This window comes from Bradyrhizobium sp. Tv2a-2, from assembly GCF_000472425.1.
In the GTDB taxonomy this organism is placed as follows: domain Bacteria; phylum Pseudomonadota; class Alphaproteobacteria; order Rhizobiales; family Xanthobacteraceae; genus Bradyrhizobium.
On sequence record NZ_AXAI01000004.1, the window covers coordinates 303,855 to 330,176 of the forward strand.

The 26,322-nt window shown below is 63.7% G+C and carries 26 protein-coding genes; 11 read left to right on the plus strand and 15 right to left on the minus strand.

Going from position 1 to position 26,322, the window contains the following annotated elements; translation table 11 throughout:
• Positions 1 to 70: 70 nt before the first annotated feature.
• From thiL to A3AI_RS50200, 8 genes are all read right to left on the minus strand, one after another.
• Complete coding sequence (gene thiL, locus A3AI_RS0110165; protein WP_024515476.1) at positions 71 to 1,069, minus strand: thiamine-phosphate kinase; 999 nt, start codon at positions 1,067 to 1,069, stop codon at positions 71 to 73.
• Between the two features lie 30 nt (positions 1,070 to 1,099).
• Positions 1,100 to 1,612, minus strand: coding sequence for a transcription antitermination factor NusB (gene nusB / locus A3AI_RS0110170; RefSeq protein WP_024515477.1), 513 nt, complete (start codon positions 1,610 to 1,612; stop codon positions 1,100 to 1,102).
• 3 nt (positions 1,613 to 1,615) lie between these two features.
• Positions 1,616 to 2,107 carry a 6,7-dimethyl-8-ribityllumazine synthase gene (ribH, locus tag A3AI_RS0110175; protein ID WP_024515478.1) on the minus strand — a complete coding sequence of 164 codons (492 nt, stop codon included), beginning with the start codon at positions 2,105 to 2,107 and terminating at the stop codon, positions 1,616 to 1,618.
• A 77-nt stretch (positions 2,108 to 2,184) separates the two neighbouring features.
• The gene (locus A3AI_RS0110180) at positions 2,185 to 2,793 is read right to left on the minus strand and encodes a riboflavin synthase (RefSeq protein WP_024515479.1); all 609 of its coding nucleotides are present in this window, start codon (positions 2,791 to 2,793) and stop codon (positions 2,185 to 2,187) included.
• On the minus strand, positions 2,794 to 3,942 hold the full coding sequence (gene ribD, locus A3AI_RS0110185; protein ID WP_024515480.1) for a bifunctional diaminohydroxyphosphoribosylaminopyrimidine deaminase/5-amino-6-(5-phosphoribosylamino)uracil reductase RibD: 1,149 nt from the start codon (positions 3,940 to 3,942) through the stop codon (positions 2,794 to 2,796). It abuts the gene before it with no gap.
• Entirely contained in the window at positions 3,939 to 4,421 is a 483-nt protein-coding gene (gene nrdR, locus A3AI_RS0110190; RefSeq protein ID WP_024515481.1) for a transcriptional regulator NrdR, read from the minus strand. The genes ribD and nrdR overlap by 4 nt, the downstream gene beginning before the upstream one ends.
• Positions 4,422 to 4,433: 12 nt before the next feature.
• A complete protein-coding gene (gene glyA, locus A3AI_RS0110195; RefSeq protein WP_024515482.1) occupies positions 4,434 to 5,735 on the minus strand; it encodes a serine hydroxymethyltransferase in 1,302 nt (433 codons plus the stop codon).
• An 81-nt stretch (positions 5,736 to 5,816) separates the two neighbouring features.
• Entirely contained in the window at positions 5,817 to 6,377 is a 561-nt protein-coding gene (locus tag A3AI_RS50200; RefSeq protein ID WP_084800875.1) for a LysR substrate-binding domain-containing protein, read from the minus strand.
• Positions 6,378 to 6,517: 140 nt separating this feature from the next.
• Here A3AI_RS50200 and A3AI_RS0110205 point away from each other — a divergent pair, with 140 nt between their 5' ends.
• A complete protein-coding gene (locus tag A3AI_RS0110205; protein WP_024515484.1) occupies positions 6,518 to 9,844 on the plus strand; it encodes an adenylate/guanylate cyclase domain-containing protein in 3,327 nt (1,108 codons plus the stop codon).
• An 89-nt stretch (positions 9,845 to 9,933) separates the two neighbouring features.
• On the opposite strand, the gene A3AI_RS0110210 is transcribed toward A3AI_RS0110205, so the two are convergent.
• Entirely contained in the window at positions 9,934 to 10,296 is a 363-nt protein-coding gene (locus A3AI_RS0110210; RefSeq protein ID WP_024515485.1) for a hypothetical protein, read from the minus strand.
• Between the two features lie 157 nt (positions 10,297 to 10,453).
• Here A3AI_RS0110210 and A3AI_RS47375 point away from each other — a divergent pair, with 157 nt between their 5' ends.
• From A3AI_RS47375 to A3AI_RS0110240, 5 genes are all read left to right on the plus strand, one after another.
• Positions 10,454 to 10,630, plus strand: coding sequence for a hypothetical protein (locus tag A3AI_RS47375; RefSeq protein ID WP_156927708.1), 177 nt, complete (start codon positions 10,454 to 10,456; stop codon positions 10,628 to 10,630).
• A 254-nt stretch (positions 10,631 to 10,884) separates the two neighbouring features.
• A complete protein-coding gene (locus tag A3AI_RS0110220; protein ID WP_024515486.1) occupies positions 10,885 to 11,907 on the plus strand; it encodes a patatin-like phospholipase family protein in 1,023 nt (340 codons plus the stop codon).
• A gap of 537 nt (positions 11,908 to 12,444) precedes the next feature.
• Positions 12,445 to 13,110 carry a TetR/AcrR family transcriptional regulator gene (locus A3AI_RS0110230; protein ID WP_024515488.1) on the plus strand — a complete coding sequence of 222 codons (666 nt, stop codon included), beginning with the start codon at positions 12,445 to 12,447 and terminating at the stop codon, positions 13,108 to 13,110.
• On the plus strand, positions 13,107 to 15,794 hold the full coding sequence (locus A3AI_RS0110235; RefSeq protein WP_024515489.1) for a molybdopterin-dependent oxidoreductase: 2,688 nt from the start codon (positions 13,107 to 13,109) through the stop codon (positions 15,792 to 15,794). Before A3AI_RS0110230 ends, A3AI_RS0110235 begins: the two co-directional genes overlap by 4 nt.
• On the plus strand, positions 15,791 to 16,708 hold the full coding sequence (locus A3AI_RS0110240; RefSeq protein ID WP_024515490.1) for an FAD binding domain-containing protein: 918 nt from the start codon (positions 15,791 to 15,793) through the stop codon (positions 16,706 to 16,708). The genes A3AI_RS0110235 and A3AI_RS0110240 overlap by 4 nt, the downstream gene beginning before the upstream one ends.
• Before the next feature lie 37 nt (positions 16,709 to 16,745).
• Here A3AI_RS0110240 and A3AI_RS0110245 read toward each other — a convergent pair whose 3' ends face one another.
• From A3AI_RS0110245 to ldtR, 3 genes are all read right to left on the minus strand, one after another.
• Positions 16,746 to 16,982, minus strand: a complete 237-nt coding sequence (locus tag A3AI_RS0110245; protein ID WP_024515491.1) for a hypothetical protein — start codon at positions 16,980 to 16,982, stop codon at positions 16,746 to 16,748.
• Positions 16,983 to 16,985: 3 nt separating this feature from the next.
• A complete protein-coding gene (locus tag A3AI_RS0110250) occupies positions 16,986 to 17,207 on the minus strand; it encodes a hypothetical protein (protein WP_024515492.1) in 222 nt (73 codons plus the stop codon).
• A 209-nt stretch (positions 17,208 to 17,416) separates the two neighbouring features.
• Positions 17,417 to 17,932 (minus strand): transcriptional regulator LdtR, encoded by a 516-nt coding sequence (gene ldtR, locus A3AI_RS0110255; protein WP_024515493.1) that lies wholly within the window; start codon positions 17,930 to 17,932, stop codon positions 17,417 to 17,419.
• A gap of 375 nt (positions 17,933 to 18,307) precedes the next feature.
• On the opposite strand from ldtR, the gene A3AI_RS0110260 reads away from it, so the two are divergent.
• The gene (locus A3AI_RS0110260) at positions 18,308 to 18,739 is read left to right on the plus strand and encodes a DUF1801 domain-containing protein (RefSeq protein WP_024515494.1); all 432 of its coding nucleotides are present in this window, start codon (positions 18,308 to 18,310) and stop codon (positions 18,737 to 18,739) included.
• Positions 18,740 to 18,749: 10 nt separating this feature from the next.
• On the opposite strand, the gene A3AI_RS0110265 is transcribed toward A3AI_RS0110260, so the two are convergent.
• Complete coding sequence (locus A3AI_RS0110265) at positions 18,750 to 19,241, minus strand: DUF6163 family protein (RefSeq protein WP_024515495.1); 492 nt, start codon at positions 19,239 to 19,241, stop codon at positions 18,750 to 18,752.
• A gap of 186 nt (positions 19,242 to 19,427) precedes the next feature.
• On the opposite strand from A3AI_RS0110265, the gene hemB reads away from it, so the two are divergent.
• From hemB to A3AI_RS0110280, 3 genes are all read left to right on the plus strand, one after another.
• The gene (hemB, locus tag A3AI_RS0110270; protein ID WP_024515496.1) at positions 19,428 to 20,489 is read left to right on the plus strand and encodes a porphobilinogen synthase; all 1,062 of its coding nucleotides are present in this window, start codon (positions 19,428 to 19,430) and stop codon (positions 20,487 to 20,489) included.
• 109 nt (positions 20,490 to 20,598) lie between these two features.
• The gene (locus tag A3AI_RS0110275) at positions 20,599 to 21,159 is read left to right on the plus strand and encodes an RDD family protein (RefSeq protein ID WP_024515497.1); all 561 of its coding nucleotides are present in this window, start codon (positions 20,599 to 20,601) and stop codon (positions 21,157 to 21,159) included.
• Between the two features lie 86 nt (positions 21,160 to 21,245).
• Complete coding sequence (locus tag A3AI_RS0110280) at positions 21,246 to 22,022, plus strand: arginyltransferase (protein ID WP_024515498.1); 777 nt, start codon at positions 21,246 to 21,248, stop codon at positions 22,020 to 22,022.
• Between the two features lie 65 nt (positions 22,023 to 22,087).
• Here the strand turns inward: A3AI_RS0110280 and A3AI_RS0110285 are convergent, their stop codons facing one another.
• Positions 22,088 to 23,470 (minus strand): Nramp family divalent metal transporter, encoded by a 1,383-nt coding sequence (locus A3AI_RS0110285; protein ID WP_024515499.1) that lies wholly within the window; start codon positions 23,468 to 23,470, stop codon positions 22,088 to 22,090.
• Positions 23,471 to 23,649: 179 nt separating this feature from the next.
• Between A3AI_RS0110285 and A3AI_RS0110290 the strand changes: the two genes are divergently transcribed.
• Positions 23,650 to 24,918, plus strand: a complete 1,269-nt coding sequence (locus A3AI_RS0110290) for an MFS transporter (RefSeq protein ID WP_036047844.1) — start codon at positions 23,650 to 23,652, stop codon at positions 24,916 to 24,918.
• 69 nt (positions 24,919 to 24,987) lie between these two features.
• On the opposite strand, the gene A3AI_RS0110295 is transcribed toward A3AI_RS0110290, so the two are convergent.
• Positions 24,988 to 26,247, minus strand: a complete 1,260-nt coding sequence (locus tag A3AI_RS0110295; RefSeq protein WP_024515501.1) for an adenylate/guanylate cyclase domain-containing protein — start codon at positions 26,245 to 26,247, stop codon at positions 24,988 to 24,990.
• Positions 26,248 to 26,322 lie beyond the last annotated feature (75 nt).

Genomic DNA, 26,322 nt, shown 5'->3' on the forward strand with positions numbered 1-26,322 from the left:
CGAGAACGGCAAAATAGATCCAATTTCGCAGGCTTTCCCGGTGAAAAATCGTGGGTTTTACGGCTTGGTCCTAGAAATGGCTGTAGGAGCGGCGTGCGAGCGGCAGCTCCCTGCCCTCGCCGTCCAGGAAGCGCGGGGCGTCGGTGCCTTCGACGATGCGGCCGATGGGCGTCAGCGCGATGCCGGCACGTGCTGCGGCCGCGGCCAGCGTCGCAGTGCCGGCCTCCGGAACCGTGCAGAGGATCTCATAATCGTCGCCGCCGGAGATCAGGGCCTCGATGTCGACGGCACGGCGTGTGAGCAGGCTTTGCGCCGCTACGGAGATCGGAATGCGCGCGACATCGATCACGGCCGAGACGCGCGAGGCCGCGCAGAGCTTGGTGAGGTCGCCGGCCAGCCCGTCGGAAACATCCATCGCGCCAGTCGCATGCACGCGGATGACGTCAGCCAGCGCATTGCGCGGCTGCGGCACGCGGTAGCGGCCGATCAGCATCTGTCTTGCCGCGTCATTGCCTGCAAGCGCAGCAGCCGCTGGCCCGCCGGTAAGAATGTCGAGTCCGATCGCGGCATCGCCGATCGTCCCCGTCACCATCACCTGATCGCCGGGCCTGGCACCAGTGCGCTGAACCATCTGCCCCACCGGCACACGCCCAAAGGCCGTGATCGAGACGGTGAGCGGCCCCGGAGTCGAAACCGTGTCACCGCCAAGCAACGGGCAGCCGAAGCTGCGCGCGTCCTCCCCCAGGCCATGCGCAAACGCCGAGAGCCAGGCGTCGTCGGCCCGGCAGAGCGCCAGCGTCAGCACAAAACCGGCGGTCGTTGCGCCCTTGGCAGCGAGATCGGACAGGTTGACCCGCAGCGCCTTGCGTGCGACCGTATCGGGCGGATCGTCGGGAAGGAAATGCACGCCCTCTACGATCGCATCCGTGGTGACGACGATATCCTCACCCGCAGCCTTGAGGATGGCCGCGTCGTCCACGAGTCCGAATGCGCCCGGGTCGGTCGCAAGCGGCTTGAAGTAGCGCGCGATCAGGGAATCTTCGCCGGATGGGCCAGGGCGGTTGGTCATGCGTCAGCGCTTGTCGCGACCTCCGGGATGTTAGCCGCGTGTAAATTCCTCGGAACGGAACTGCCGTGCGATCTGGTCCAGCACTGCGTTCACCATGCCGGTCTCTTCCCGCTCGACGAAAGCATGCGCGACATCGACATATTCGGATACCACGACCCGGCCCGGCACGTCCCGGCGATGCTCGAGCTCATAGGCGCCGGCGCGCAAGACCGCGCGCAAAATCGCGTCGATCCGCTTCAGCGGCCAACCCCTCGACAGCGCCTCGTCGATCAAGGGATCGAGCTTGGCCTGATCGCGCACGACGCCGGCGACGACATCGCGAAAGAAGGCCGCTTCCGCAGGAAGGTATTTTTCACCCTCGACCTCGCCGCCGAGCCAATGGCTTTCGAACTCGGCGAAGATGTCGTTGATGCCGGCGCCTGCGATATCCATCTGGTAGAGCGCCTGCACGGCAGCGAGTCGCGCGGCACCACGCCGGTTCGCCTTCTTCTCCGGCGCCTTGCTCTCAGGTCCCCTGATCTGATTTTTCTTTGCGTCAGCCATGATCTAGGACTTAGCCAGACGGCGTTTGATGCGCAGCATCGCAAGCGCCGCCCGCGCCGCATCGCCGCCCTTGTTGAGTTCGCTCGCGCGAGCCCGTGCCCAGGCCTGGGCTTCGGTGTTGACGGTCAGAATACCGTTGCCCAGCGGAAGCTTCCGCACCACCGCCAAATCCATCAGGGCGCGCGAGGATTCCATCGACACGATCTCGAAATGGATGGTGTCGCCCCTGATGACGCAGCCGAGCGCGATTGCGGCGTCATAAGGCATGCCCGCGGCTTCCGCCGCATCGACCGCGATCGCGACCGCAGCGGGAATTTCCAGCGCGCCGGGAACCGTGATCACGTCATGGCTCACGCCCGCCGCCTTCAGCTCAGCGAGCGCGCCTTCAAGCAGCGCGTCCTGGATATCGTCGTAGAAGCGCGCTTCGACGATCAGGGCGCGGGCGCCTCGGATGTCGGTCTGGTCCTTCAACGGAGCGCGTCGTGCGTCAGCCATCACTTTTGCCAATCAGAGAAATTTTTCGCATTGAGCCGCTTTTAGGCGTAGCCCTGGACAAAGCCAAGACCAACCACTCATTTCATTTCCGTCAATCGCGCCGCGTAACGGGCCATCAAATCGACCTCGATATTGATCTCGGTGCCCGCACGCCAGGACGACAATGTCGTTACATTGAGCGTGTGCGGGATGATCAACACGGAAAATGCCGTGTCGCGCACCGCATTGACGGTGAGCGACACCCCATCCAGCGTGATCGAGCCCTTGGGCGCGATGAAGCGCGCGAGTTCGCGCGCGGTGTTGAGCTCGAAGCGTGCCATATCGGGAAGATCGTCGCGGCTCAGGATGGTGGCGATGCCGTCGGCATGGCCGGCGACGATGTGTCCGCCAAGCTCATCGCCGATCTTCAGAGCGCGCTCCAGGTTGAGCCTGGTTCCGACCGTCCAATGCCTGGCCGTGGTCATGGCAAGCGTTTCGGCCGCGGTGTCGACATCGAACCAGGTGTTGCCGCTTTCAACCCCTGCCGCAACAACAGTCAGGCAGACGCCGTTGCATGCGATCGAGGCACCGTCCGCAATCGTGGCGCGATCGTAGCGGCAGGCAATGCGCAAACGGTGCAACTGGCCCTGCGCCACTGGCTTCAGCGCAACGATCTCGCCGATGTCGGTGACTATGCCGGTAAACATTCAAGCGCGCTCGTAGATGGTGAGAGTGTCCTGATCCAACATCTCGCTAGCACGGACGCGGAAGGCCGACGACCGCGTGATTTGCGTGAGCGGCAATGCATCCAACGCGTTGATCGCGTCGGCGCCGATCGCCTGCGGCGCGCGCAACAGCCAGGCCTCGTCGACGAGGTCGGCCGCGACGAAGGAGGCCGCCACGCGGCTGCCGCCCTCGACAATCAGCCGCGTGATACCTTTTTCCGCCAATGCATGCAGCACGGCATGCGGATCGAGGCCAGAGCCGGCCTTGGGCGGCATCCGGATCACGACGGCGCCCGCGGCGCCGAGTTTTGCGGCGGCGGGCGCTTCTGCCAATTCCGACGCCATCACCCAAAGCGGTGTCTGCCGCGCGGAATGGACAAGCCGGCTGTCGCCCGGTGTGCGCAAGGCCCGGTCCAGCACCACCCGCACCGGCGAGCGCGCCTCCATGCCTGGCAATCGGCAGGTGAGTTCAGGATCATCCGCCAGCGCCGTGCCGATACCAACCAGGATTGCGTCGCACTGGGCGCGCAGCAGGTGCACCCGCGTCCGCGCCGCCTCGCCCGTGATCGCGACCGGCTTGCGCCCCGCAGCGCCGATCTTGTCGTCGGCGGAGACGGCGAGCTTCAGGATGACATGCGGCCGCTGATCGCGGATACGGCGGAAATGGCCGGCATGGGCGTAGGCCGCCTCCTCCCGCTCAAGGCCGACATCGACGGCAATGCCGACGGCGCGCAGCTTTGCAAAACCCTGGCCCGCCACCAGCGGATTGGGGTCCTCAATCGCCGCGACCACGCGGGCAATGCCGGAGGCAATCACAGCATCGCTGCAAGGCGGCGATCTGCCGAAATGCGAGCACGGCTCCAATGTCACATAAAGCGTGGCGCCGCGTGCGGCCTCGCCCGCCTCGCGCAACGCGACCGGCTCGGCATGCGGACGCCCGCCGGGCTGGGTCCAGCCGCGGCCGACGATGATACCATCCTTGACCACCACGGCACCGACGGCCGGATTTGGCCAGGTGCGCCCGAGGCCGCGCCGCCCGAGTGTCAGAGCAAGCTGCATGAAGCGGCGATCGGTCGCTTCGGCGTCGCGCGCCTTCTGCGCCAGCTGATCCTCAAGGATACGAAAGATCATTTGCGGATCGGGACGATCCGTGCCTCGTCCTCCCCAGACAGCTCGCCGAGCACGGCCTCAAAGTCCTTGGCTTCGCGGAAATTGCGATACACCGAGGCGAAGCGGACATAGGCAACGTCATCAAGCGCGCGCAGATGCTCCATCACGATCTCGCCGATCGCTTCCGAGGACACCTCGGCCTCGCCGGCGCTCTCGAGCTCGCGCACGATCGCCGACACCATCTTCTCCACCCGCTCTGGCTCCACGGGGCGCTTGCGCAGCGAGATCTGCACCGAGCGCACCAGCTTGTCACGGTCGAACGGCACGCGGCGGCCGTTGCGTTTGATCACGGTGAGTTCACGCAGCTGCACACGCTCGAAGGTGGTGAAGCGGAAATTGCAGGCGACGCAGACGCGCCGCCGCCGGATCACCGCGGAGTCCTCGGTCGGACGCGAGTCCTTCACTTGTGTATCGAGACTGTTGCAGCTGGGACAGCGCATCCGGGCAATGCCTTATTGGTAGATCGGGAAACGATCAGTGAGCGACTTGACACGTTCCCTGACCGCAGCTTCGACCAGCGGCGCCTTGCCGTCCTGGCCTTGCGCGATCGCGTTCAGCACTTCCGCGATCATGCCGCCGACCTGCTTGAACTCGGCAACGCCAAAGCCGCGCGTCGTCGTGGCCGGCGTGCCGAGCCGCAAGCCCGAGGTTACGAAAGGCGTCTCGGGATCGAACGGAATGCCGTTCTTGTTGCAGGTGATACCTGCGCGAACCAGCGCCTTCTCCGAGAGATTGCCCTTCAGCCCCTTCGGCCTGAGGTCAACCAGCATCAGATGGTTGTCGGTGCCGCCGGAGACGATGTCGAGGCCGTGGCCGCGCAGTGTTTCGGCCAGCGCCTTGGCGTTCTCGACCACGTTTTTGGCATAGACCTTGAAGTCCGGCCGCAGCGCCTCGCCGAAGGCCACTGCCTTCGCCGCGATCACATGCATCAAGGGACCGCCCTGCAGTCCCGGGAAGATTGCCGAGTTGAGCTTCTTGGTCAGCGTCTCGTCATTCCACAGCATCAGGCCGCCGCGCGGGCCGCGCAGCGACTTGTGTGTGGTCGTGGTCGTGACATGCGCATACGGAACGGGCGAGGCATGCACGCCACCGGCGACGAGGCCGGCGAAATGGGCCATGTCGACCAGAAGATACGCGCCGACGCCGTCAGCAATCTCGCGGAAACGCTTGAAGTCCCAGGCGCGCGAATAGGCGGAGCCGCCGGCGATGATCAGCTTCGGTTTCACCTGCTCGGCCTGCTTTGCCACCGCGTCCATGTCGATGATCTGGTCCTCGCGCCGCACGGTATAGTGCGAGGCCTTGAACCACTTGCCGGACATATTGACAGGCGAGCCGTGAGTGAGGTGGCCGCCAGCCGCAAGATCAAGGCCCATGAAAGTGTCGCCGGGCTGCATCAGCGCCAGGAACACGGCCTGGTTCATCTGGCTGCCGGAGTTCGGCTGCACGTTGGCGAAATTGGCACCGAACAGCTTCTTGGCCCGCTCGATTGCCAAAGTCTCGGCGACATCGACCCATTCGCAGCCGCCGTAATAGCGGGCGCCGGGATAGCCTTCGGCGTATTTGTTGGTCATCACCGAGCCCTGCGCTTCCAGCACTGCGCGGCTGACGATGTTTTCGGAGGCGATCAGCTCGATCTCATGACGCTGCCGGCCAAGCTCGCCCTGGATCGCAGCGGCGATCTCCGGATCGGCCTGCGCGAGACCAGCGGCAAAGAAGGAATCGGGGGCGGATGCAGTCTTGGCGCTTGAGGTCATCGGCGAAATATCCCTATCACCGCAACCACTTAGCGGGCCACGGCCGGTCTTGGTCGAGAAAGCGGAAGCAGGTCCGTCCGATTAGCACATTGGCCCCCGGCGGCCAAGCTTTTGCGGTTCTACCCGCCAGTTTATGCCAGATATGGTGGGGATTGGGGGATTAACAGCCCGCCGCGACCGGGTTCCTCTGGACCGCCTTCTCGTGCCGACGGGCAGCGCGACCGTGCGAAGGCCATGGCTCCTTTCATAAGCCTTGGCGACCCGCGACGGTGCGATCGCAAGCAAATTGGTATGCGCGACCACCTCGGGCACGCCAGCGAAGCTCTGGATTGCGAGGCGTGGCTTTCGCGACAGGCAAGCTTCCCTCAAGCGCCACTCAATCACGTGATGGCCGGCAAAAGGAGAGGTGATGACGACATGGTCAAGCGTTTCCATCGTCTTGAGTGTCAGCTTGCGGCCGACGAACGGATGCTTGCGCCTGAGAATACCGACATAATGTTCGCGAAACAGATTGCGGTGCGATGTCGCCGAGAGCACGTGCCGCAATCCGCTTTGCGCTGGAGCGCGCGTGCTTGCTGCAATCCGGTTCTTCTGTTCATCTCCCGCGCTGCTTGGTAGCGGACAGCTGTACCCATGCACCATTTGGGCAGGGATGGAGCACGAAGAGCGCGGCTGAATGCCGCAAATTAACGCATGCTATCCGCCGAGATATCAGGATAACGTTTCATTGCCGTGGTCCAAAATTCGGCTGGCCGCAACGAAACGGTCGCTGGAATGCAGCAATGCAGCAGATTGCGGACTGGCTCGAAAGGCTTGGGCTTGGGCAATACGCGCAGCGTTTTGCCGAGAACGGGATCGATGTCGGTGTTCTGCCTGACCTGAAGGACGAGGACTTCGATAGGCTCGAAGTCTTGCTCGGCCATCGCCGTAAAATGCAGCGTGCGATCGCCGAAATCGATCAAGCAGGATCGGGGGCTGAGCCGACCTGTCAGCACGATGCCGAGCGACGCCATCTCACCGTTATGTTCTGCGATCTGGTCGGCTCGACTGCGCTCTCCTCGCGCCTCGATCCCGAGGACATGTGGGAGGTGCTCCGCGCTTATCGCGCGGCCTGCGCGAGAGTCATCACCTCCTACGACAGCATCATCGCCAGGTTCGTCGGCGACGGAATATTGTCTTATTTCGGCTACCCTCGCGCACATGAGGATGATGCGGAGCGCGCAGTCCGAGCGGGCCTCGACATCATCGCCGCCGTAGGAACGCTCGCAACGCGCGCGAACGAAAAGGTCGAGGTCCGGATCGCCATCGCGACCGGGCTTGTGGTGGTAGGCGACCTGATCAGCGAAGGCGTGTCAGAGGAGCAGGGCATGGTCGGTGATACGCCGAACGTCGCTGCCCGGCTTCAGAGTCTGGCGGAGCCAGGAGCCGTTGTCGTTGCCGCGTCGACGCGCCGGCTGCTCGGCGATCTGTTCACGTTTCGCAATCTCGGCCACCGCGAAGTAAAAGGCATTTCCGAACCAATCGAAGTCTGGGCGGTCGAAGGTGCAGCCGAATCGGAGAGCCGGTTCGAGGCGGTGCGAACGGGGCGATCGATCGGCTTCATTGGCCGCACGGCAGAAATCGAATTCGTGCTCTCGCGCCAGCAGCTGGCGTGGCGAGGCCAAGGACAGGTCGTGCTGATTTCCGGCGAGCCCGGAATCGGCAAATCGCGCTATGTGGCAGCGCTTTGTGAAAGCCCCGCATTGGGGGCGCACCGACGGGTGCGTTATCAGTGCTCGCCTTACCACACGAACAGCTCGCTTCATCCCTTCATTGCTCAGTTGGAGCACGCCGCCGGCATCAGGCCGCAGGACACGTCCGACCAGAAGCTGGACAAGCTTGAGGCGATGCTTGCGCTTGGAACGCAACGCGTGGCGAAGGCGACACCGATCATTGCCGCTCTTCTTTCGGTGGCTACAAGTGAGCGCTACCCGCCGCTCGGCTTGAGTCCAGTGCAGCAGCGGCGGCAAACATTCGCGGCCCTTCTCGACCAGCTTGAGGGGCTGGCGAGGACGCAACCTCTGTTGATTGTCTGTGAAGACATGCATTGGGCCGATGCCACAACACTCGAGCTGTACGACCTCGCCGTAGATCGGATCAGGGGACTGCCAATACTCGTACTCATGACATTTCGGCCCGAGTTCGAGCCGCCTTGGACGGGTCTGGCCAATGTCAGCCTGTTGCAGCTCGATCGGCTTGATCGGCAAGACACACGCGCTTTGGTCGAGCAGGTGGCGGCCGGTCGACAGCTGCCGCGCAAGATGATGGCACAGATCGTCAACAAGACGGATGGCATCCCCCTCTTCGTCGAGGAATTGACCAAGATGGTGCTGGAGTCGGGACTGCTTGTGGAAGATGCCGGGCGCTATCGCATCGATGGCCCGCTGCCGCCGCTTGCTATTCCTGCGACACTGCACGATTCGCTGATGGCTCGGCTCGACAGACTGGCGCCGGTGAAGGAGGTCGCCCAGATCGGTGCGGCCATCGGCCGCGACTTCTCATACACGCTGCTGCGAGGCGTGGCCGGACGCGACGACCTGACGTTAAGTACGGCGCTTACGCAGCTCGAGGACGCGGAACTTCTGTTGCGCCACGGGACGCCGCCGGATGCGAGCTATAGTTTCAAGCATGCGCTGATCCAGGAAGCAGCCTATGAAAGCCTCCTCAGGAGCCGCCGGCAATTGCTCCACCGGAACATCGGCGACGTTCTGCGCAGCAAATTTCCGGCCATTTCTGAGACTGAACCGGAAGTCGTGGCGCACCATTTCACTGAAGCTGGGCTGAGCGAAGTTGCCTTGGAATGGTGGCGCAAGGCAGGCCAACGGGCGTTGAAGCGATCGGCTTATTCCGAGGCGATTGCACACCTCGGCAAGGCGGTCGCCCTCGCCGATGGGCTGGCTGATGGAAGAGGCCGAACCATAGACCGGCTCCATCTACAAATCGAATATGGCCGCGCGCTGCGCGGTAGCCTCGGGCACAGCGCAAGCGAAACGGTGGCCGCATGGAGACGCGCCCGGCAGCTCGCGGCCGACATCAATGATCCGGTTGAGTGGGCGCCGATCCATTCGGGCTTGTTCAACGCCTGCTTGACCCATGGCGAGCTCGCGCCGATGCGAGAGTTGGCGGAAACAATAATGGGCGCCGCCAGTCGGCAAGCAGAATCACCCGTAGCCGCGGTCGTCGCACACTGGACCAGCGGAGTGACCTGCTGGTTCGGGGGCGATTACTTGAACGCGAGACTGCATCTGGAGCGAGCGCTTGCGATTTATAATGATGAGCCTGATCCCGCAACTTTCAAGGCCGCGACGCTGGACCTGCCCTCCGTCATCCTGAGATTTCTTGCGCTGGTTCTTTGGCCACTTGGTAAAATCGATCAATCGCGCTGGCTTGCCGCGGAAGCGATGAAGGCTCTTGGTGAAAGGCGTGCACTTGCTCAAGCCAACGCGCTTGTTCACAAGGCCGTTTTCGACGGATTGTGCGGGACCATGTTGGAAGAAACGGAGACGGTGCTTGCGCTGGCCCGCGAGCACACGATGCCCCTGTATGTAGCGGCCGGCACACACCTGAGTGGCTTGGCGCGGTGGCGTGCCGGCGACCGAACAGATGGACTTTCGGAAATGCGGCGCGGGTGGACATTGCTTCACGAAAATGATTGCTATCTCTGTGAGCCATTCTGGGGAATGCAGGTTGCCGTGGCAAATGCGGAGACTGGGCAAATCGGGACGGCGCTGGACATCTTGAGGGAGTTGATCGTCTGGGTGGAGCAATCCGGCCAGCATTGGCTCGATGCCGAACTGCATCGTGTCCAGGGTGAGCTTTTGATGCTCTGTGATCCCTCGAACACTTGCTCTGCCGAGCAGGCCTTCAATAGAGCCCTGGAAATCGCCCGACGCCAGCAGACAAAGACCTTTGAACTGCGTTGCGCACTTGGACTTGCGCGTCTCTATGGCACAAATGGCCGCGCAGCGGCTGTATCCGATGTGCTTGTACCCATCCTCGTCAACTTCAACACGCCGCAAGATCTCCCTGAAATCGAGGAAGCACGAAAGCTGCTCAAGCATAACCACTAGTCGGCCTGCCATTCTATCCGGGCAGTTGAGTCCGGTTTGCTCAGCGTTGCTTCTTCACCCCATGAGCGACAACAACAGGCATCCCGCAACTACCTGTTTCGCGATTTCCTGGTTGTTTTCGCCTCGGACGAAAATCCCCTGATGTCGTCAGCCATTTGCAGGCAGACGAGCAGATCGACGTAGCTCAAGGTGCCCAATGCGGCGGCGTCCGCCCGGCAGCGGGAACGAATTGAGTTCGCCGCGGCCGGCCATATCGCGCCAAGTTTGTCCTTGGATGCTTTTTCTTCCTGCACGCAATCAGCGACGCTCTGCGCCTCCGGGAGTTTCATCAGCCTGTCCTCAGCCGACCTCGCCTTACACAAGGACTCGATGTTTATCCTGGGCACGCTGTCGCCGGAAGCGGCCGTCAATTCAGCGCCCAGAATTGCAAGTGACAGAAACAATGTTCTCATGGCTCTTCAACTCGCCGCTTGCGCAGTCTTTGCAAGGCGCGTGGTCACAAACCCGTATCTAAACGTACAACACATTGCTCTGGTGCCGCCCGGGTCGATGCACGTACGAAGATCATGGCTACACCTAGAAGGGCTGGGGCTATGACTCGTTGGGATAGTGCGCCTGGCACTCGATGACTTCTACAACCCGCTCACCGGCGAGCAGAAGGCGGCGTTCGATGCCATCGGCCCCGAGCGGAACGATACACGACAAGCAAATGCGCCGAACGTCAACGGAAACGAAGCCCCGCGGCATTCGTGCCGTCGCGACATGTTCCGCATGATGAGGCTGTAAAGGGAGATTTGGCGCACCGCAGCGCGCGCCCAGTTCGTCCCCAATGAGTCGCAACTCTGTTACATTACAACCATTAGATGGTAAACCCGTTGTGAGTTCAGCGACTTCAAATCATCAAGATCGCAACACCTCCGACATCGGCGCCAGTTGTCCACCGGTACGAAGCCATCATAGGCTGCAGGGAACAGCAATCGCCGCTTCACGGGCGGCGAGATCCATCATCGCTGAGGTTGGGAAGTGCGACAGGCGCGAACATGCATCCACTGAAAAACGTCACGCTCGCACTCCAGGGCGGCGGGGCGCATGGGGCCTTTGTCTGGGGCGTAGTCGACAAGGTGCTGGAGGACGGACGGCTCGGAATCGAGGCGATCAGTGCGACAAGCGCAGGCGCCATGAATGCGGTGGCGCTTGCCTCCGGCATGGCCGCTGGCGGGCCCGAGGGGGCGCGGCAAAACCTGGAGTTTTTCTGGGCCGAGGTCTCGCGCATGGATCAGACGTTCGACGTCTTCTCGCGCTGGAATCAATGGATTCAGGCCTTGAAACTGCCGCCCGAATACCATCCGGTTCATGCGCTGCTCCATTTCCTCACCCACACCCTGCCCCCCAACCTGCTCAATCCGTTTAATTTCAATCCGCTCCGCGAGCTGCTGTTGCGCGCGGTCGATTTTGACGAGCTCAACCGCTCGCCACGGGCGCCGAAGCTGTTCCTCAACGCAACCAATATCCGCACCGGCAAGCTCAAGGTGTTCGAGACGCCCGCGATCAGCGTCGAGGCCGTGCTCGCCTCCGCCTGCCTGCCGCCCTATTTCCAGGCGGTCGAGGTCGATGGCGAGCATTACTGGGACGGCGGCTACCTCGGAAATCCCGCGATCTTTCCGCTGATCTACCGGCAAGGCACGAGCGACGTCATCATCATGCAGGTGACGGCGATCACGCGCAACGAATTGCCGGCGAGCGCCGCTGACATCCTGCACCGGATCAACGAGATCAGCTTCAACTCGTCCCTGATGCGGGAAATGCGCGCGATCGCCTTCGCCACCCGACTGATCGACAGCGGCGAGCTGGACAGCACCAAGCACCGGCGGATGTTCATGCACTGGATCGGCAACGACACGCTGATGTCGGAGCTCGGCACCGCGACGCAGTTTCACCCGGAATGGGGGCTCCTGTGCAAGCTGCGTGATGCAGGACGGCAGACGGCCAGCGACTGGCTCGATCGGAATTTCGAGCATATCGGCACCCGCTCGACCATTGAAATCGACAAGATGTTCATGTGATTGCGCCGACCGGTTGCAGGATGGGTAAGCCAGTTGGCGGCGCGAGCGAAGCGATATGCGGGCCGCCTATTTCCCGGACATGGCTTCGCTCATCCGATCTACGATCTTCGCCGCCTATTCCTGTAGTTCAAAACATTGCCGCCGAGACGTCGCCCTGGCCTGACGCCGCGACCCAAAGCGCGACGATCATGAGCGCGAGCCTGATGGCGCAAAAGATCGATGCGCCGTCGTCGCGGCTGTCGGCAACGGCTGATGACCAATTCGGGCCGCCGCTCCGCTGATACGCTGCGCCGGGCTCAGCGCGACTTCGTCGCCGGCCGCAAATGCGGGCTTCGGGCAGCCGGGATATGACCTCCGCCAAGTCATGCAGCGCCGCCTCGACGCGCTGCAGACCGCGGCGCGGTGAATGCGGGGGCAACAGAGCGACAGCCCGTTCACCGGTTCAGGATGATCCCGCCTGACTCGTCGGCGGCCGACGAACGCAGCCGTCATCAAACCGTGATTGGACATTTCTCCTTCATTTGTAAAATTCGACAAATGCAGGCCCGACAACCGCCCCATGACCGCATCCTGGACGCCGCTATGCGCGTGTTCCGCCGCCACGGCTTCCGCCGCTCCTCGATCGAGCAGGCGGCCGATGAGGCGGGACTGACGCGGCAGGCGCTCTATCATCATTTCCCGTCCAAGGAGGCGCTGTTCTGCGCCGCTATCGAGCGCCTTTATGAAAGGGCGGTTCTCGCCGAGACCGCGGCGGCCAAGGCCGCGGAAGCGACCGATGCCGCCCTTTCCGATATTCTCATTGCCGAGATCGGCGCCCGGCTCGGCACGCTGTTCGCGGCACTCGAAGGTTCGCCGCATCTGGAAGAGCTGTTCTCCGAGCATCTCGCGCAGGCACGGGATCCCTACCAGACCTATTCGGCGCGCTTCGAAGCCGAGGTTGCGAAGACGGTCGCGCGGGTCTGCCGCGCGCGGAGACTGAAGCTCGCGAGCGGCGTTACCGTCGAGGAACTGGCGCGCTGCGGCGAGATGGCGATCCATGGCACCAAATCCGCCTACCCGTCGATGCAGCCGGCCGACGCCTTCCTGAACCAGCTTGCCGTGATGCTGCGGATGCTGATCGCCGGCGCGATGGCGCCGCAAACCGCACCGCCGGCAAAGAGATCCCAACGCAAAGTGTGCGTGAGCACAGGAGATCGCAGATGAGCACCATGACGGTCAACGGCTGCCCTGCGGCCCTGCCTGACGATCCCGACGCGCTCCTGATAGATGTGATCCGCGACCGTCTGAACCTCACCGGAACCAAGCTCGTCTGCGGTTCCGGCGTCTGCGGCGCCTGCACGGTCCTGCTCGACGGCCAACCGGTCGTGAGTTGCCTGCTGCCGGCGCAAGCCGCTGCAGGAAAGACGCTGACAACGATCGAGGCCATCGGCAGTGCCGGGCTCCACCCGATCCAGAAGGCGTTCATGGCGCATGACGCGTTGCAATGCGGCTTCTGCACGCCAGGATTTGTGGTGGAGGCGACTGCCTTCCATGACCGCTGGCGCGCGACCCGCGGCTCAGGGATCCCATCGCGCGAGGACATTGCTGCCGCGCTATCAGGACATCTCTGCCGCTGTGGCGCCTATGACGGCATCTTTCGCGCGGTGGCAGAGGCTTGCGCCGGCCGCTTCGATGGCAACGCCCCCATCGCGCCGCGGCTCGAAGCGCGCGACAAGGTGACGGGGCTTGCGCGCTACACGGTCGACATCCGCCACGACGGGCAGCTCGAGGGCGTCATTCTGCGCTCGCGCGTCGCTCATGCGAAGATTGTCGGCCTCGACCTTGCGGCGGCGCGCGCCATGGCCGGCGTCGCCGCCGCCGTCTCGCTGCTCGCTGATGACGGCATGGTACGATTTGTCGGCGCGCCGATTGCAGCGGTCGCCGCAAAGGATCGCCGCACTGCGCTTCAGGCGCTCGCCGCGATCAAGTTCGCGTGCGAGAAACTGCCCGCGGTGATCGGGCTCGACGCGGCACGGCAAGAAAACGCGCCTGTCGTGTTCGACAGAGCCAATCGAAAGCGTGCTGGCAATGTGTCCGAAGGCGGCGGCGGTCCGGCGCCATGGAACGGCAATGTGCGTGGGCCATCGGCACCGTTCTCGCAGAAAGCCAAGCGCGCGAAGGGCTGGCTCACGGACGCCCGCGCGGCACACGATCCCCTTCTCGTGGAAGAGACGTTCCGGGTCTCGACCCAGCAACATGCCTGTCTCGAGCCCCATGCCGCGGTGGCGCGGTTCGCCGGCGACCAGCTCACGGTGCACATCTCGACGCAAGCCGTCCATGAAACCATGGAGAAGATCGCCAAGCGCTACAACCTCGCCCACGACAAGGTGCAGGTGATTGCCGATCACGTCGGCGGCGGGTTTGGCTCCAAGGGCAGCCTTGGAGTCGAGACCATCGCAGCTATTGAGCTCGCGCGCGCCGCGAAGGCTCCGGTGCGCGTCGTGTTCGATCGCGAGGAAGAACTGTCTGTCACCGGCTATCGTCCGGCCGCGGAATTGAAACTGTCCCTGCTCCCTTCAGCGCAAGGCGACCTCAAGGCGCTATCGCTCACCGCCCATGCCGACACCGGTGCGGCGACCAACTCTCTGATCGCCGGCCTTGCGCGACTGATCTATCCGGCGGAGGCAAAGGAGCTGGTCGACTTCGACGTGCTGAGCAACCTGCCTCCTGGCGCGCCGTTCCGCGGCCCCGGTGGACCGCCGATGGCGTTTGCGCTCGAGCAGGCGGTCGACGAGGCGGCGCTGCGGTTGAAGATTGATCCGATCCAGCTGCGCAAGCGCTGGGATCCTGATCCGAACCGGCAGCGACTTTACGACTGGGCCGCCGGCCTCGATGTCTGGAAGAACCGCCGCGCCCCTTCATCGCAAAGCGGTCGTTACCGGCGCGGTGTCGGCATGGCCTCGGGCTATTGGCTCTATCTATGGCAGACTGGATCCTCGGTCGAGCTCGCGATCAAGGGCGGCCGCATCATCGCAAGCTGCGCCGTGCAGGATATCGGCACCGGCACGCGCAGCGTGATCGCCAACACCATTGCAAAAGCCTTTGATCTGGAGCCGCAGGACATCGAGGTCCGCATCGGTCATTCGAACCTGCCGCGAGGTCCGGGCTCGGGCGGCAGCCGCGTCACGGCCTCGGTCGTGCCACCGACACTGCTTGCGATTGAAAAGCTTAAGGCAGAGATCGAGCGCACCGCTGCGCGGCCACCACAACCCGGCTCGAACGCTCCCTGGCGCGAATTGGTCGCAGCCTCGCCCGATCTTGTGGTGTCCGCCAAGCGGCAGCATGACAACAAGCCGCCGCTCGGCGTCCGATCGCCGCTGCGGCAGGCGGGCTTCATGGGCCTGGTGTTCTCGTGGATACTGCGGACCTTCAACCACGTGGTGGTCGGCGCGGGCGTGCCGAGCTCGGTGCAGGTGATGGAGGTCGAGGTCGACACCTGGCTCGGCCATGTGCGCGTGCTCAACGCCTATACCGGGCTTGCGATCGGCAAGCTCGCTGCGCCGTCGCTGGCGCGCAGCCAGGCCGCAGGCGCAGTCATTCAAGGCATCGGCTATGCGCTCTACGAGGCACGCGAGACCGATCCCTCGACCGGCCACGTGCTGAGCAGCGGCATGGAGGACTACCGCATTCCCGGCATTGCCGACATGCCGCGGCTCGACGTGCATTTCGACGAGGCCGGCTTCGATCACGTGCCGGGCGGCAGCGTCGGCGTCGGCGAGGTCGCGACCGTGCCGACATCGCCCGCGATCGCAAACGCCATCCGTGCCGCGATCGGCGTTCGCCTGACCGAGATTCCGTTCCGGCCGGATCGGCTGGCCGCCGCACTGAAAGGGAGGGACGCCGCATGAGCATCGCATCCGTCATCGCGTCCGCCGCGGAATTCCGCGCCGCCGGCACCGACCTCTCCGAACGCCGCCGCAGCGGCGTCTCAGCAGGACCGCTGATCGATATCCTGTCGTCGGGCGAAAGCGGGATAGCATGGGGCGTGGATGGCGCGGCCACGATCGGCGCTTTGACGACGATTGCCGCGATCGCTGCGGATGCGCACGTCGCTGCGGCCTATCCGGGGATGGCGGCGAGCGCGCAAGGTCTCGCCACGCCGCAGGTGCGGCATTTGGCAACGCTCGGCGGCAACCTCGCGCAGCGTTCGCGCTGCTGGTATTTTCGCAATCCGCATATCGATTGCCTGAAGAAGCGCGGCAGCGAATGCCCGGCCCGATCAGGCAATCATCTCTACGGCGTCGCCTTCGACCTCGGCGACTGCGTCGCGCCGCATCCCTCGACCATGGCGGCGGCGCTGCTAGCCTATGATGCGCATGTTGTCACCAATCGTCGCGACGGCCTGACCATCGTCGATCTGCTTGGCGACGGCTCCAATGGACGCGCCGACCATGCGCTCGCGCCCGGCGAGATGATCACCAAAATCGTGCTGCCGGCGCCGCTCGCCGGCGAGCGCGCCGCCTACAAGCGCGCGATCAGCCGCACCTATGCCGAATGGCCGCTGGTCGAGGTCTGTGCGCGCGCGGCGATCGCGGATGGCAAATTCCAAGTCGTGCGGCTTGTTGCCGGCGGCATTGCAGCGGTACCGCTTCGCCTCTCGGCTTGCGAACGCGCGCTGCATGGCAAAGCTGCAAACGAGGCAGCGATTGCAGAAGCCACGCGGCTTGCCGCCATCGGCGCAAAGCCACTGCCGATGACGGCCTATAAACTGGATCTGCTCGAGGGACTGGTACGCGATCTCCTAGAGAGCCTCGCGGCATAGCGCAGTCAGGCGCTTCCGCGCTGCGAGGGCCCGGCCCTCACAGCCCGGTATAGCCGGCCTTCACCGGATCGTTCGATCCGTCAAGCTCGCGCAGATAGGTGAGACCGCAGACGACCAGACGCTGGTCGTCTCTCTCGCCGCCTTCGAACAGCATGTTGACGTAATCGGTCACCTTGTCGCGCGCCTCGGCGCTGGCGGCTGCCGAGCGGCTCGCCATGAGGTTATAGGTATGCATGATGCGGTCGATCACCGCCCGCGTTGCGCCCTGCGGCATGAGTTAGACCTGCCCCTGCTCGAAGATCGCGATCGCCCTGTTGGCGAGCTTCAGCTTGTTGGCCTCACCGCTGTGAAACAGCTGTACGACGATGGTTAGCAGGCGATCGCTGGTCACGAAATTGTCGGGGAGCTGGCCGCTTCGCCGCAAATAGTTGGATGCGATGGCGTAGGCATCACCTACAACCTCGGTATTCAGCACCCGCATTCCGCGCTCGACGAGCATGTCGCACGTTCCTCCGCTTGCGTCACAAGGATAAGCAAGACGGCGGGAACAAGTTCCCTCGGGCTCGCGCAATATTTATCGCGAGTGCGAAGCAACCGAGAGAAGACAAGAGCACACCGGGTCCCTGCAAGAGCCCAGTGTGCGATGGGGAAGTTCTCATCCAGTTCGCCTGCCGGTCTTCTCCAAAGGGCCGGCTTGGCGGGGAACGATTAGAGGCGGTACAGGATCTGGTCGGTCCAGAACCGCTCGAGCCGATGCAGCGACTTGTTCAGGGTAGCGAACTCCTCGTTGGAGATGCCGCCGACCTGCTCCACTGTCTTGACGTGCTTCTGATACAGCGTATCGACGATACGGCGGATCTCCTGGCCCTGCGGGGTCAGGCGAATGCGCACCGAGCGACGGTCGACACGCGAGCGCTGGTGATCGAGGAAGCCGAGCTCGACCAGCTTCTTCAGATTGTAGGAGACGTTGGAGCCGAGATAGTAACCGCGCGTGCGGAGCTCGCCCGCGGTGAGCTCCTTGTCGCCGATATTGTAGAGCAGGAGCGCCTGCACCGAGTTGATATCGGAACGGCCGCGGCGATCGAATTCATCCTTGATGACGTCGAGCAGGCGGCGATGCAGCCGCTCCACCAAGGTCAAGGCTTCGAGATAGAGAGGCTGCACTGCCGGCTGGCCGGACACGCGCTCGGAGGCTTCCGCCGCCGTGGCAACGGCTTTCATCATGACACTTCCCCTGTTGTCGCTTTATCGACTTATTCGACGAAACTTGAGTCCCGTCTGATAGCTGCAACTTAAAGGGGCGGTTTGAACATCCGCTTAAATAAGACAATAAAGAGAGAATGAATTTCAGAGAGTGAATCGTAGTTTAAGCCTGTGAACAAAGGCCTTTTTTCAACTTTCCATTGACGCTCCGGCCCCGATGTTCACGCTTCGTCTCCACACCCCTGTCGCATTCCAAAACACCCCCCGGAAAGCGGAAAGGTTCGCGTAACGGCTGTGGCGAGATCCGTTTAACCTGCAATTATCGACAAATTTTACGGGTCAGCACTTTATCGGTGCTACCTGAAACATAGAGACAGCCGGAGGAGCCGCGAACAGATGAAACAAGCCAAAAAGAGCGCAACCGCCAAGACGACCGTCAAGACGACCGTCAAGACAGCCGCCAAGGACGCGTCCCCTTCCCGGCTGATCGACGCGCGGATCAAGGAACTGGGCGACTGGCGGGGCAAGGTGCTCGCTCACGTCCGCGCGCTCATCAAGCAGGCCGATCCCGAGGTGGTCGAGGAGTGGAAATGGCGCGGCGTTCCGGTGTGGTACCACGATGGAATGATCTGCACCGGCGAGACCTATAAAGGCGCGGTGAAGCTGACTTTTGCAAAGGGGGCGGCGCTTGGGGATCCCAAGGGTCTGTTCAACGCAAGCCTTGAAGGCAATGTCAGGCGCGCCATCGATATCCATGAGGGCGAAGAGATCGATGCCGATGCCTTCAAGGCGTTGATCCGTGCCGCCATAGACCACAACAGATCGTAACGCCGAGATGCTACGGCGGCCGCTCGCGCGCGGCCATCCAGGCAAGCGCGAGATAGGCGGCGAGCATGAAGGCTTCGCTGCCCACGACAAAGAGACTGCCACCATAGATGCCCGGGAACATCAGCTCGATCACCGCCATCGAGACCACGGTTGTCAGCCACACCACCGCGCCCCAGGGCGTGGCAAGCCAGAGGCCGACGGCGGCGACGAGCTCGATCACGGCGAAATAGACGGTCGCGGCCTGCCAGGCGGTCGGCTGGTTCTCGAAAGCCTCGTCCTCCGCGCCGACGAAGCCCGTCACCTGGGCCCAGTGATAAAGGCCCTTGATGAGCGACAGCACGGCCATGATGCGCAGGAACAGCACCAGCCGCCGCGTCCAGACATTCTCGTCGCTCTCGATCCGCTCGGACGAGATGGCGGCGACCGACATCGCCATGTCCCTGGCATTGTCCCTGGAACTTGCACTGTCCCGCGCCTGCTCGCGCGAGGTAATATCGGACATGCGCTTCTAGCCGCCTGCAATCAAAAAATGGGCGTTCATGGCCAAGACATGACCGCTTACCCCGGCAAAATCAATCATCAATCGGGCACTTCCGAGGCATTGGAGCCTTGCGGCAGGTCAAGTGACGCGACCCAATCGGGATGCTAGAATTAGAACAAATCAACGCGCCGCCGGGAGATGACAAGCATGGCGATCAAGTTCGGCCGTCCGATCGAAGTGCGCGAGGTGGCGCGGCAACAGGCTACGGCCCAGACCTCTACCCTCGACCTGACGGTTCGCCCACGCCGCAACCGGAAAGCGGAATGGGCGCGGCGGCTGGTGCGCGAGAATGTCCTCACCACCGACGACCTGATCTGGCCGCTGTTCGTGGTCGACGGCCACAATGCGCGCGCACAGGTCACCTCGATGCCGGGCGTGGAGCGGATCTCGGTCGACCAGGCCGTGCGCGACGCCGAGCGGGCGATGAAGCTCAACATCCCCTGCGTCGCGCTATTCCCCTATACCGATCCGTCCCTGCGCGATCCGCTAGGGTCGGAGGCCGTCAACCCCGACAACCTCGTCTGCAAGACGGTGCGCGCAGTCAAACAGGAGTTTCCCGACCTCGGCATCCTCTGCGACGTCGCGCTCGATCCCTTCACCAGCCACGGCCATGACGGGCTGATCGAGGACGGCAGGATCCTCAACGACGAGACGGTGGCGGTCCTCGTGCGGCAGGCGCTGGTGCAGGCCGAAGCGGGCTGCGACATCATCGCGCCCTCCGACATGATGGACGGCCGCGTCGGCGCGATCCGGCAGGCGCTGGATCAGGCGGGCTTCCTCGACGTGCAGATCATGGCCTATGCGGCGAAATATGCCTCCGCCTTCTACGGCCCGTTCCGCGACGCCATCGGCTCAGCCAAGACGCTGACCGGCGACAAGCGCACCTACCAGATGGACAGCGCCAATACGGACGAGGCATTGCGCGAGGTCGAGCTCGACATTGCGGAAGGCGCCGACATGGTCATGGTCAAGCCGGGCATGCCCTATCTCGACGTGCTGCGCCGGGTCAAAGACACCTTTGCCATGCCGACCTTCGCCTACCAGGTCTCCGGCGAATATGCGATGATTGCCGCGGCTGCGAACAATGGCTGGATCGACGGCGAACGCGCCATGATGGAAAGCCTGCTTGCATTCAAGCGGGCCGGCGCCGACGGCATCCTGACCTATTTTGCGCCCCAGGCGGCGGAACGGGTGCAGAAGCACGCCTAACCTGCGCCGCAGTCATCAAGGAATCTTGCCGAACTAACGGGAATCGGGCTTGCAAGCGGCAGGCCCGTTCCCATGTGGTTGCCTAGCTATTGCGCAGTCGGGAGGCCCCATGTCGAACTCAGGTTCCTATTCGGGTTCAACCAATACGGGTGGCGGCTGGAGCGGCGGCCCCAATGTCCAGCCGCACGCCTTCGACCCTTATTCGGAGCCGGAATTGTTTCGCGGCGTGCTGACCCGGCGCGTGTTTGCCTTCATCATCGACGTCATCCTGCTGTCCATCCCAGTGGTGCTCGCGGTCGTGTTCATCGCCGTGTTCGGCCTGGTGACGCTGGGGCTCGGCTGGGCGCTGTTCTGGCTGGTGTCGCCGGCGTCGGTGATCTGGGCGCTGGTGTATTATGGCGCCACCTTGGGTGGCCCGCATTCGGCTACCATCGGCATGCGGGTGATGGATCTGGAACTGCGCACCTGGTACGGCGCACCGGGCTATTTCCTGCTCGGCGCGATGCACGCGGTCTTGTTCTGGATTTCGATCTCGGTGCTGTCGCCCTTTGTCCTCCTGGTCGGGCTGTTCAATTCCCGCCGGCGGCTGTTGCATGATTTCGTGCTGGGAACGGTCATTATCAACAATTCGGTCCGCGCCCCCGTCGGCCAGCCGGCCCGAACCTATTGAGAGGTGTTCAAATTAACTGCACCCAAACCGATTGACCGTAAGCTCCGTCAGCGCGATGCTCATTTGCTTTAGAGATCAGTAGCCCCGTGACCCAGCACTCGCGTGATACTCCGCAATTCTACCTGACGGCGCCCTCGCCCTGCCCCTATTTGCCGGGCCGGCATGAACGCAAGGTGTTCACGCATCTTGTCGGCGACAAGGCAGCCGATCTCAACGATCTGCTCACCCATGGCGGCTTCCGCCGCAGCCAGTCGATCGCCTATCGGCCGGCGTGCGACCAGTGCCGCGCCTGCGTCTCGATCCGGGTCGTCGCCAACGAGTTCCGCCCTTCCCGCGGCTTCCGCCGGGTGCTGGCGCGCAATGCCGACCTGATCGGCGAGCAGCGCAGTGCGGTACCGACCTCGGAGCAATATTCAATCTTCCGCGCCTATCTCGACCAGCGCCATCGCCATGGCGGCATGGCCGACATGACCGTGCTCGACTACGCCATGATGGTGGAGGACAGCCATGTCGAAACCCGCATCATCGAGTACCGTCGCCGTAACATCGACAGCGGCATCACGGGACGCGGCGAGGAGCTGATCGCGGTCGCCCTGACCGACGTACTCAGCGACGGGCTGTCGATGGTCTATTCCTTCTTCGATCCCGGCGAGCAGGAGCGCTCGCTCGGCACCTTCATGATCCTCGACCACATCGCCCGCGCCCGTCGCATGGGCCTGCCTTACGTCTATCTCGGCTACTGGATCGAAGGCTCCAAGAAGATGGACTACAAGGGCCGCTTCCTGCCGCAGCAGCGGCTGGCGCCCTCGGGCTGGCTGCGGGTGGATGCCACGGGAGACGTGGCGAGCGAGCCGCAGGATTAGAACCAACTCCGCTCGTCATGCGCGCCCCGCGAAATAAGTCGCGGGCGATGACAATCGTAGACGTCTCACCCGCTCAGATAATCCACCACCAGCTTCGCGTTCAGGCCGATGATCAATGCGGCCGTCACGGTCGCCAGCCACGTGAGCCAACGCGGAGCGGCATAGGCGCCCATCTTGCTCTTGCTCGCGGTAAACATCACCAGCGGCACCACGGCGAACGGCAGTTGCAGGCTGAGCACGACCTGGCTCAGGATCAGAAGCTGCCCTGTCGCCTTCTCACCGGCCCAGATGGTGACGACGACAGCGGGCAGGATCGCGATCATCCGCGTCACCAGCCGGCGCAGCCACGGCGCGACGCGGAAATTCAAAAAACCCTCCATCACGATCTGGCCGGACAGGGTCGCGGTGATAGTGGAATTCAGACCGCAGCAGATGAGCGCAATGGCAAACAACGTCGGTGCGAGCGTGGAGCCGAGCAGCGGCGCCAGGAACGAATGGGCCTGGTCGAGCTCGGCGACATCGGTGCGGCCCGTGCGATAGAAGGTTGCCGCTGCCAGGATCAGGATCGAGGCGTTGATCACGAAGGCAAAGCACAGCGCGATCGTTGAATCGATGGTCGCAAACTTGATCGCCTCGTGCTTGTCCGCCGCCGCCTCGCCATAGCCACGGGTCTGCACCAGTCCCGAATGCAGATAGAGATTATGCGGCATCACGGTGGCGCCAAGAATGCCGAGCGCAAGATAAAGCATGTCGTGGTCGACGAAGAGCTCGCGGCTCGGCACGAAGCCGCGGATCACCGCGCCCCAATCGGGATCGGCGAGCGCGATCTGCACAGCAAAGCAGGTGGCGATCACGCCGAGCATCGCCACCACAAAGGCCTCGATCCAGCGGAAGCCGAACGCCTGTAGCGCGAGGATGAGAAAAACATCCAGCGCCGTGATGACGACGCCGATGGCAAGCGGAATATGGAACAGCAGGTTGAGGCCGATCGCAGTCCCGATCACCTCGGCAAGATCAGTAGCGGTAATCGCGACCTCTGCCGACAGCCAGAGCGGCCAAGCCACCCAGCGAGGGTAGGAGTCGCGGCAGGCCTGCGCGAGGTCGCGGCCCGCGCCGACACCAAGCCGCGTGCACAGCGACTGCAGCACGATCGCCATCACGTTGGAGAGCAGTGCGACCGTCAGCAGCGAGTAGCCAAATTTCGAGCCGCCGGCGAGCGAGGTCGCCCAATTGCCGGGGTCCATATAGCCGACAGCGACCAGATAGCCAGGCCCCAAGAAGGCCAGCAGCTTGCGCCAGAACGACCCCTGTCGGGCGGTGGGAACCGTGGCGAACATATCCGACAGTGCTGGCTCGCCCCGCGCACCCCGCCAGCCCCGGTCCAGTGAGATGTCCCGGACGGCGCCCGCCTCGGTTTCGGAGGCAAATTCAGGGGATCTAGCGTCCATGATCGGAGGATGGCCGATTTCGATTTTTATTGCAACTCATTTGCAACTGCATCTGGAAACACCTTGCGTGGCCAACGAGTTCCCCACCCGGTTTCCGCTCCCAACCTGTCGGTAAGCGGGTGGGTTTGGCGGCGATCGTCCCCCAGATTGCGATCAAATCAGCAATCGGGAACGACGCTATGCCCTCGCTCAAAGAGACCGCTTCCCTTCCCAATCCTTCTCTTCCGACCACCTTCAACCGTCTCGCCTGGTCAAACCTCACGGCGCAATCGGCTGAGCAGATTGCGCTCGCGGCCGCGCCCATCGTGGCCGTGCTGACGCTCGGCCTCGCGGAGGGCGAGACCGGGCTGTTGCAGACCGCGCTGACGGCCCCCTTCGTGCTGTTTGCCATTCCCGCCGGCCTGCTCACCGACCGCCTGCCGCGGCGCCTGCTGATGGCCGGTGCCGAAGCGCTGCGCGCGGCGGCGCTGGCCACGATCCTGATCCTGACCTGGCTGGGGTTCCTGACTCTGCCCTGGCTCGCGACGCTCGGTTTTGCCGCAGTGTGCGGCACGGTCGTCTACAGCGTCGCGGCGCCGGCGCTGGTACCCTCGCTGGTGACGCCGGAATTGTTGCCGGCCGCCAACGCCAGGATTGAGCTCGCGCGCACCGTTGCCTTCGCAAGCGGCCCTGCGCTCGGCGGCGCGCTTGTCGGCTGGGTCGGCGCCGGCCCGGCCTTCGGATTTGCCGCGGCGCTGTCGGCAGTCGCGGTGGTGCTGCTGGCCGGACTTTACGAACCGGCGCGGCCGATGGCTTCGCGTCGCCATCCGCTGCAGGAGATCCGCGAGGGCCTCGGCTTCGTGCTGCACCACGCGCTGCTGCGGCCGGTGTTCGTGACCCAGTTCATCTTCAACACCGGCTCGTTCCTCGTGCTGGCGGTGTTCGTGCCCTATGCGGTCAGGCATCTGTCGCTCTCGGCAACCGGCGTCGGCACCACGCTTGCGATGTATGGCGTCGGGATGGTGATCGGCGCGCTGGTCGCAACACGGGTGATGCGGCGGCTCGCCTTCGGCACCGTGATCGGGCTTGGTCCGGTGTGCGGCTTCGTCGCGGCCGGCGTCATGGCGCTGACAACCGTCGTGGCAACGCCGCTGCTCGCGGGCTTGAGCTTCTTCCTGCTCGGCGTCGGCCCGATCCTGTGGGTGATCTCGACCACCACCCTGCGGCAATCGGTGACGCCGCCGCGGCTGCTCGGCCGCGTCTCCGCGATCAACATCCTGAGCTATGGTGCGCGGCCGCTGGGCTCGGCGATCGGTGCCATCGTCGGCGGACTCGCCGGGGCGGAGACCTGCCTCTATCTCGCGGTTGCAATCTTCGGCGCGCAAGCCGTGGTGATCCTGCTCTCGCCGGCCGTGTCGCTCGCGCGGCAACCGGAGATGGTCGGGGATGAGGCGGCGCAGGCGTGTTGAACTCCGTTGTTCCGGGGCGGCGCGTTAGCACCGAACCCGGAATGACGAGAGAGCTGCGGAATGAACGGTCTAACTCTTCAAATAACGCTCATAGCCGCCCGTCATGGCCTCGTTGCCTTCCATATCAGGGTCGAGTGTGTAGAGATCCTGGGCGCGGCCGATGCCGCGCAGCGCGTAGCGGCCGGTCGAGACCAGATAGCGTCGGCCGGTTGCGTCCAGCCCGCCGCGAAACTCCGATGACGCCAACAGCTCGCGGTCGACCGAGTTGCACATCGAGGCGATGCGGCTGACCTCGTTGACCGCAGGCCCCACCACGGTGAAGTCGAGCCGGTCCTCACTGCCGATATTGCCGTAAAACACCTCGCCGATATGAAGGCCCACATAGGCCGTGGTGACGGGGCGGCCGGCGACGGAGCGCCGCGCATTGAGCTCAGCCATGTTGAGGCGGAATCTGTGCTCGGCCCGCAGCGCAGCGCGGCGGGCAGTGCCCATGTCATCGCCGGTGAAGATCGCGAGCACCCCGTCTCCGATCAGCTTCAACACGTCGCCGCCGGCATCGTGGATGGCTTCGATCGAGGCTTGGGCATAATCGTTGAGGAACGGGATGATCTCGTCCGGGCCGATGCCTTCCGAAATCCGGGTCGAGCCGCGCAGATCGGAGAACCACAACACCGCCTTGATGCGCTCGGTGACGCCGCGCGAGATGCGCCCGCGGAGCACCTGCTCGGAGGCATCGCGCCCGAGATAGACCCGCCCCAGGGTGCGCACGATATCGACATGCTGCGCCGATTTGATTGCAAGGCCCAGCACGGGCACGAGGTCGCGGAGCGCCGCGATCTCGCCTTGCGAGAAGCCGCCGTCGCGGCGCGTCGCCCAGTAGGAATAGAAGCAGTCCATCTGGCCGAGCGTGCCGGCATCGCCGAACCGGTGCACGAAAGCAAGGAAGTGCTTGTGGCCCTTCTCGGCGAGGTCGCCGATCATTGAGAAGTCGAGAGACTCGCTGTCGCCGAGATCGATGATGAACTCGTCGTGGCCGTTCTCGAGCATGTGGTGGAAGACCGAGCGGCGCCAATTCTTGGCAGCATCGCCTTCGGCGCTCGATGTGTATTCGAAGGTCTCGCCTTCGTTGCTCCCGCGATCGTTCCAGCGAAAACCGCGGCCCTCATAGATCGGATGCAGCGTGTCGATGAAGGCGAGGCCGCGCGACAGATCGAGCCCGGCGGCCCTGCAGCGCTCACAGAAACCGCGGATCAGATCTGGTTCGGGAAGGCCGGTGAGCCCCTGGCTGACCAGCCAGCTCATCAGCTCGATACGGGGGGCAAGTTCCATGCGACCGATTATGCCCCGCAATCATGTCGGACGGAAGGTGAGCCACCCGCCTTGCGCGCTTGACGTATCGAGCCG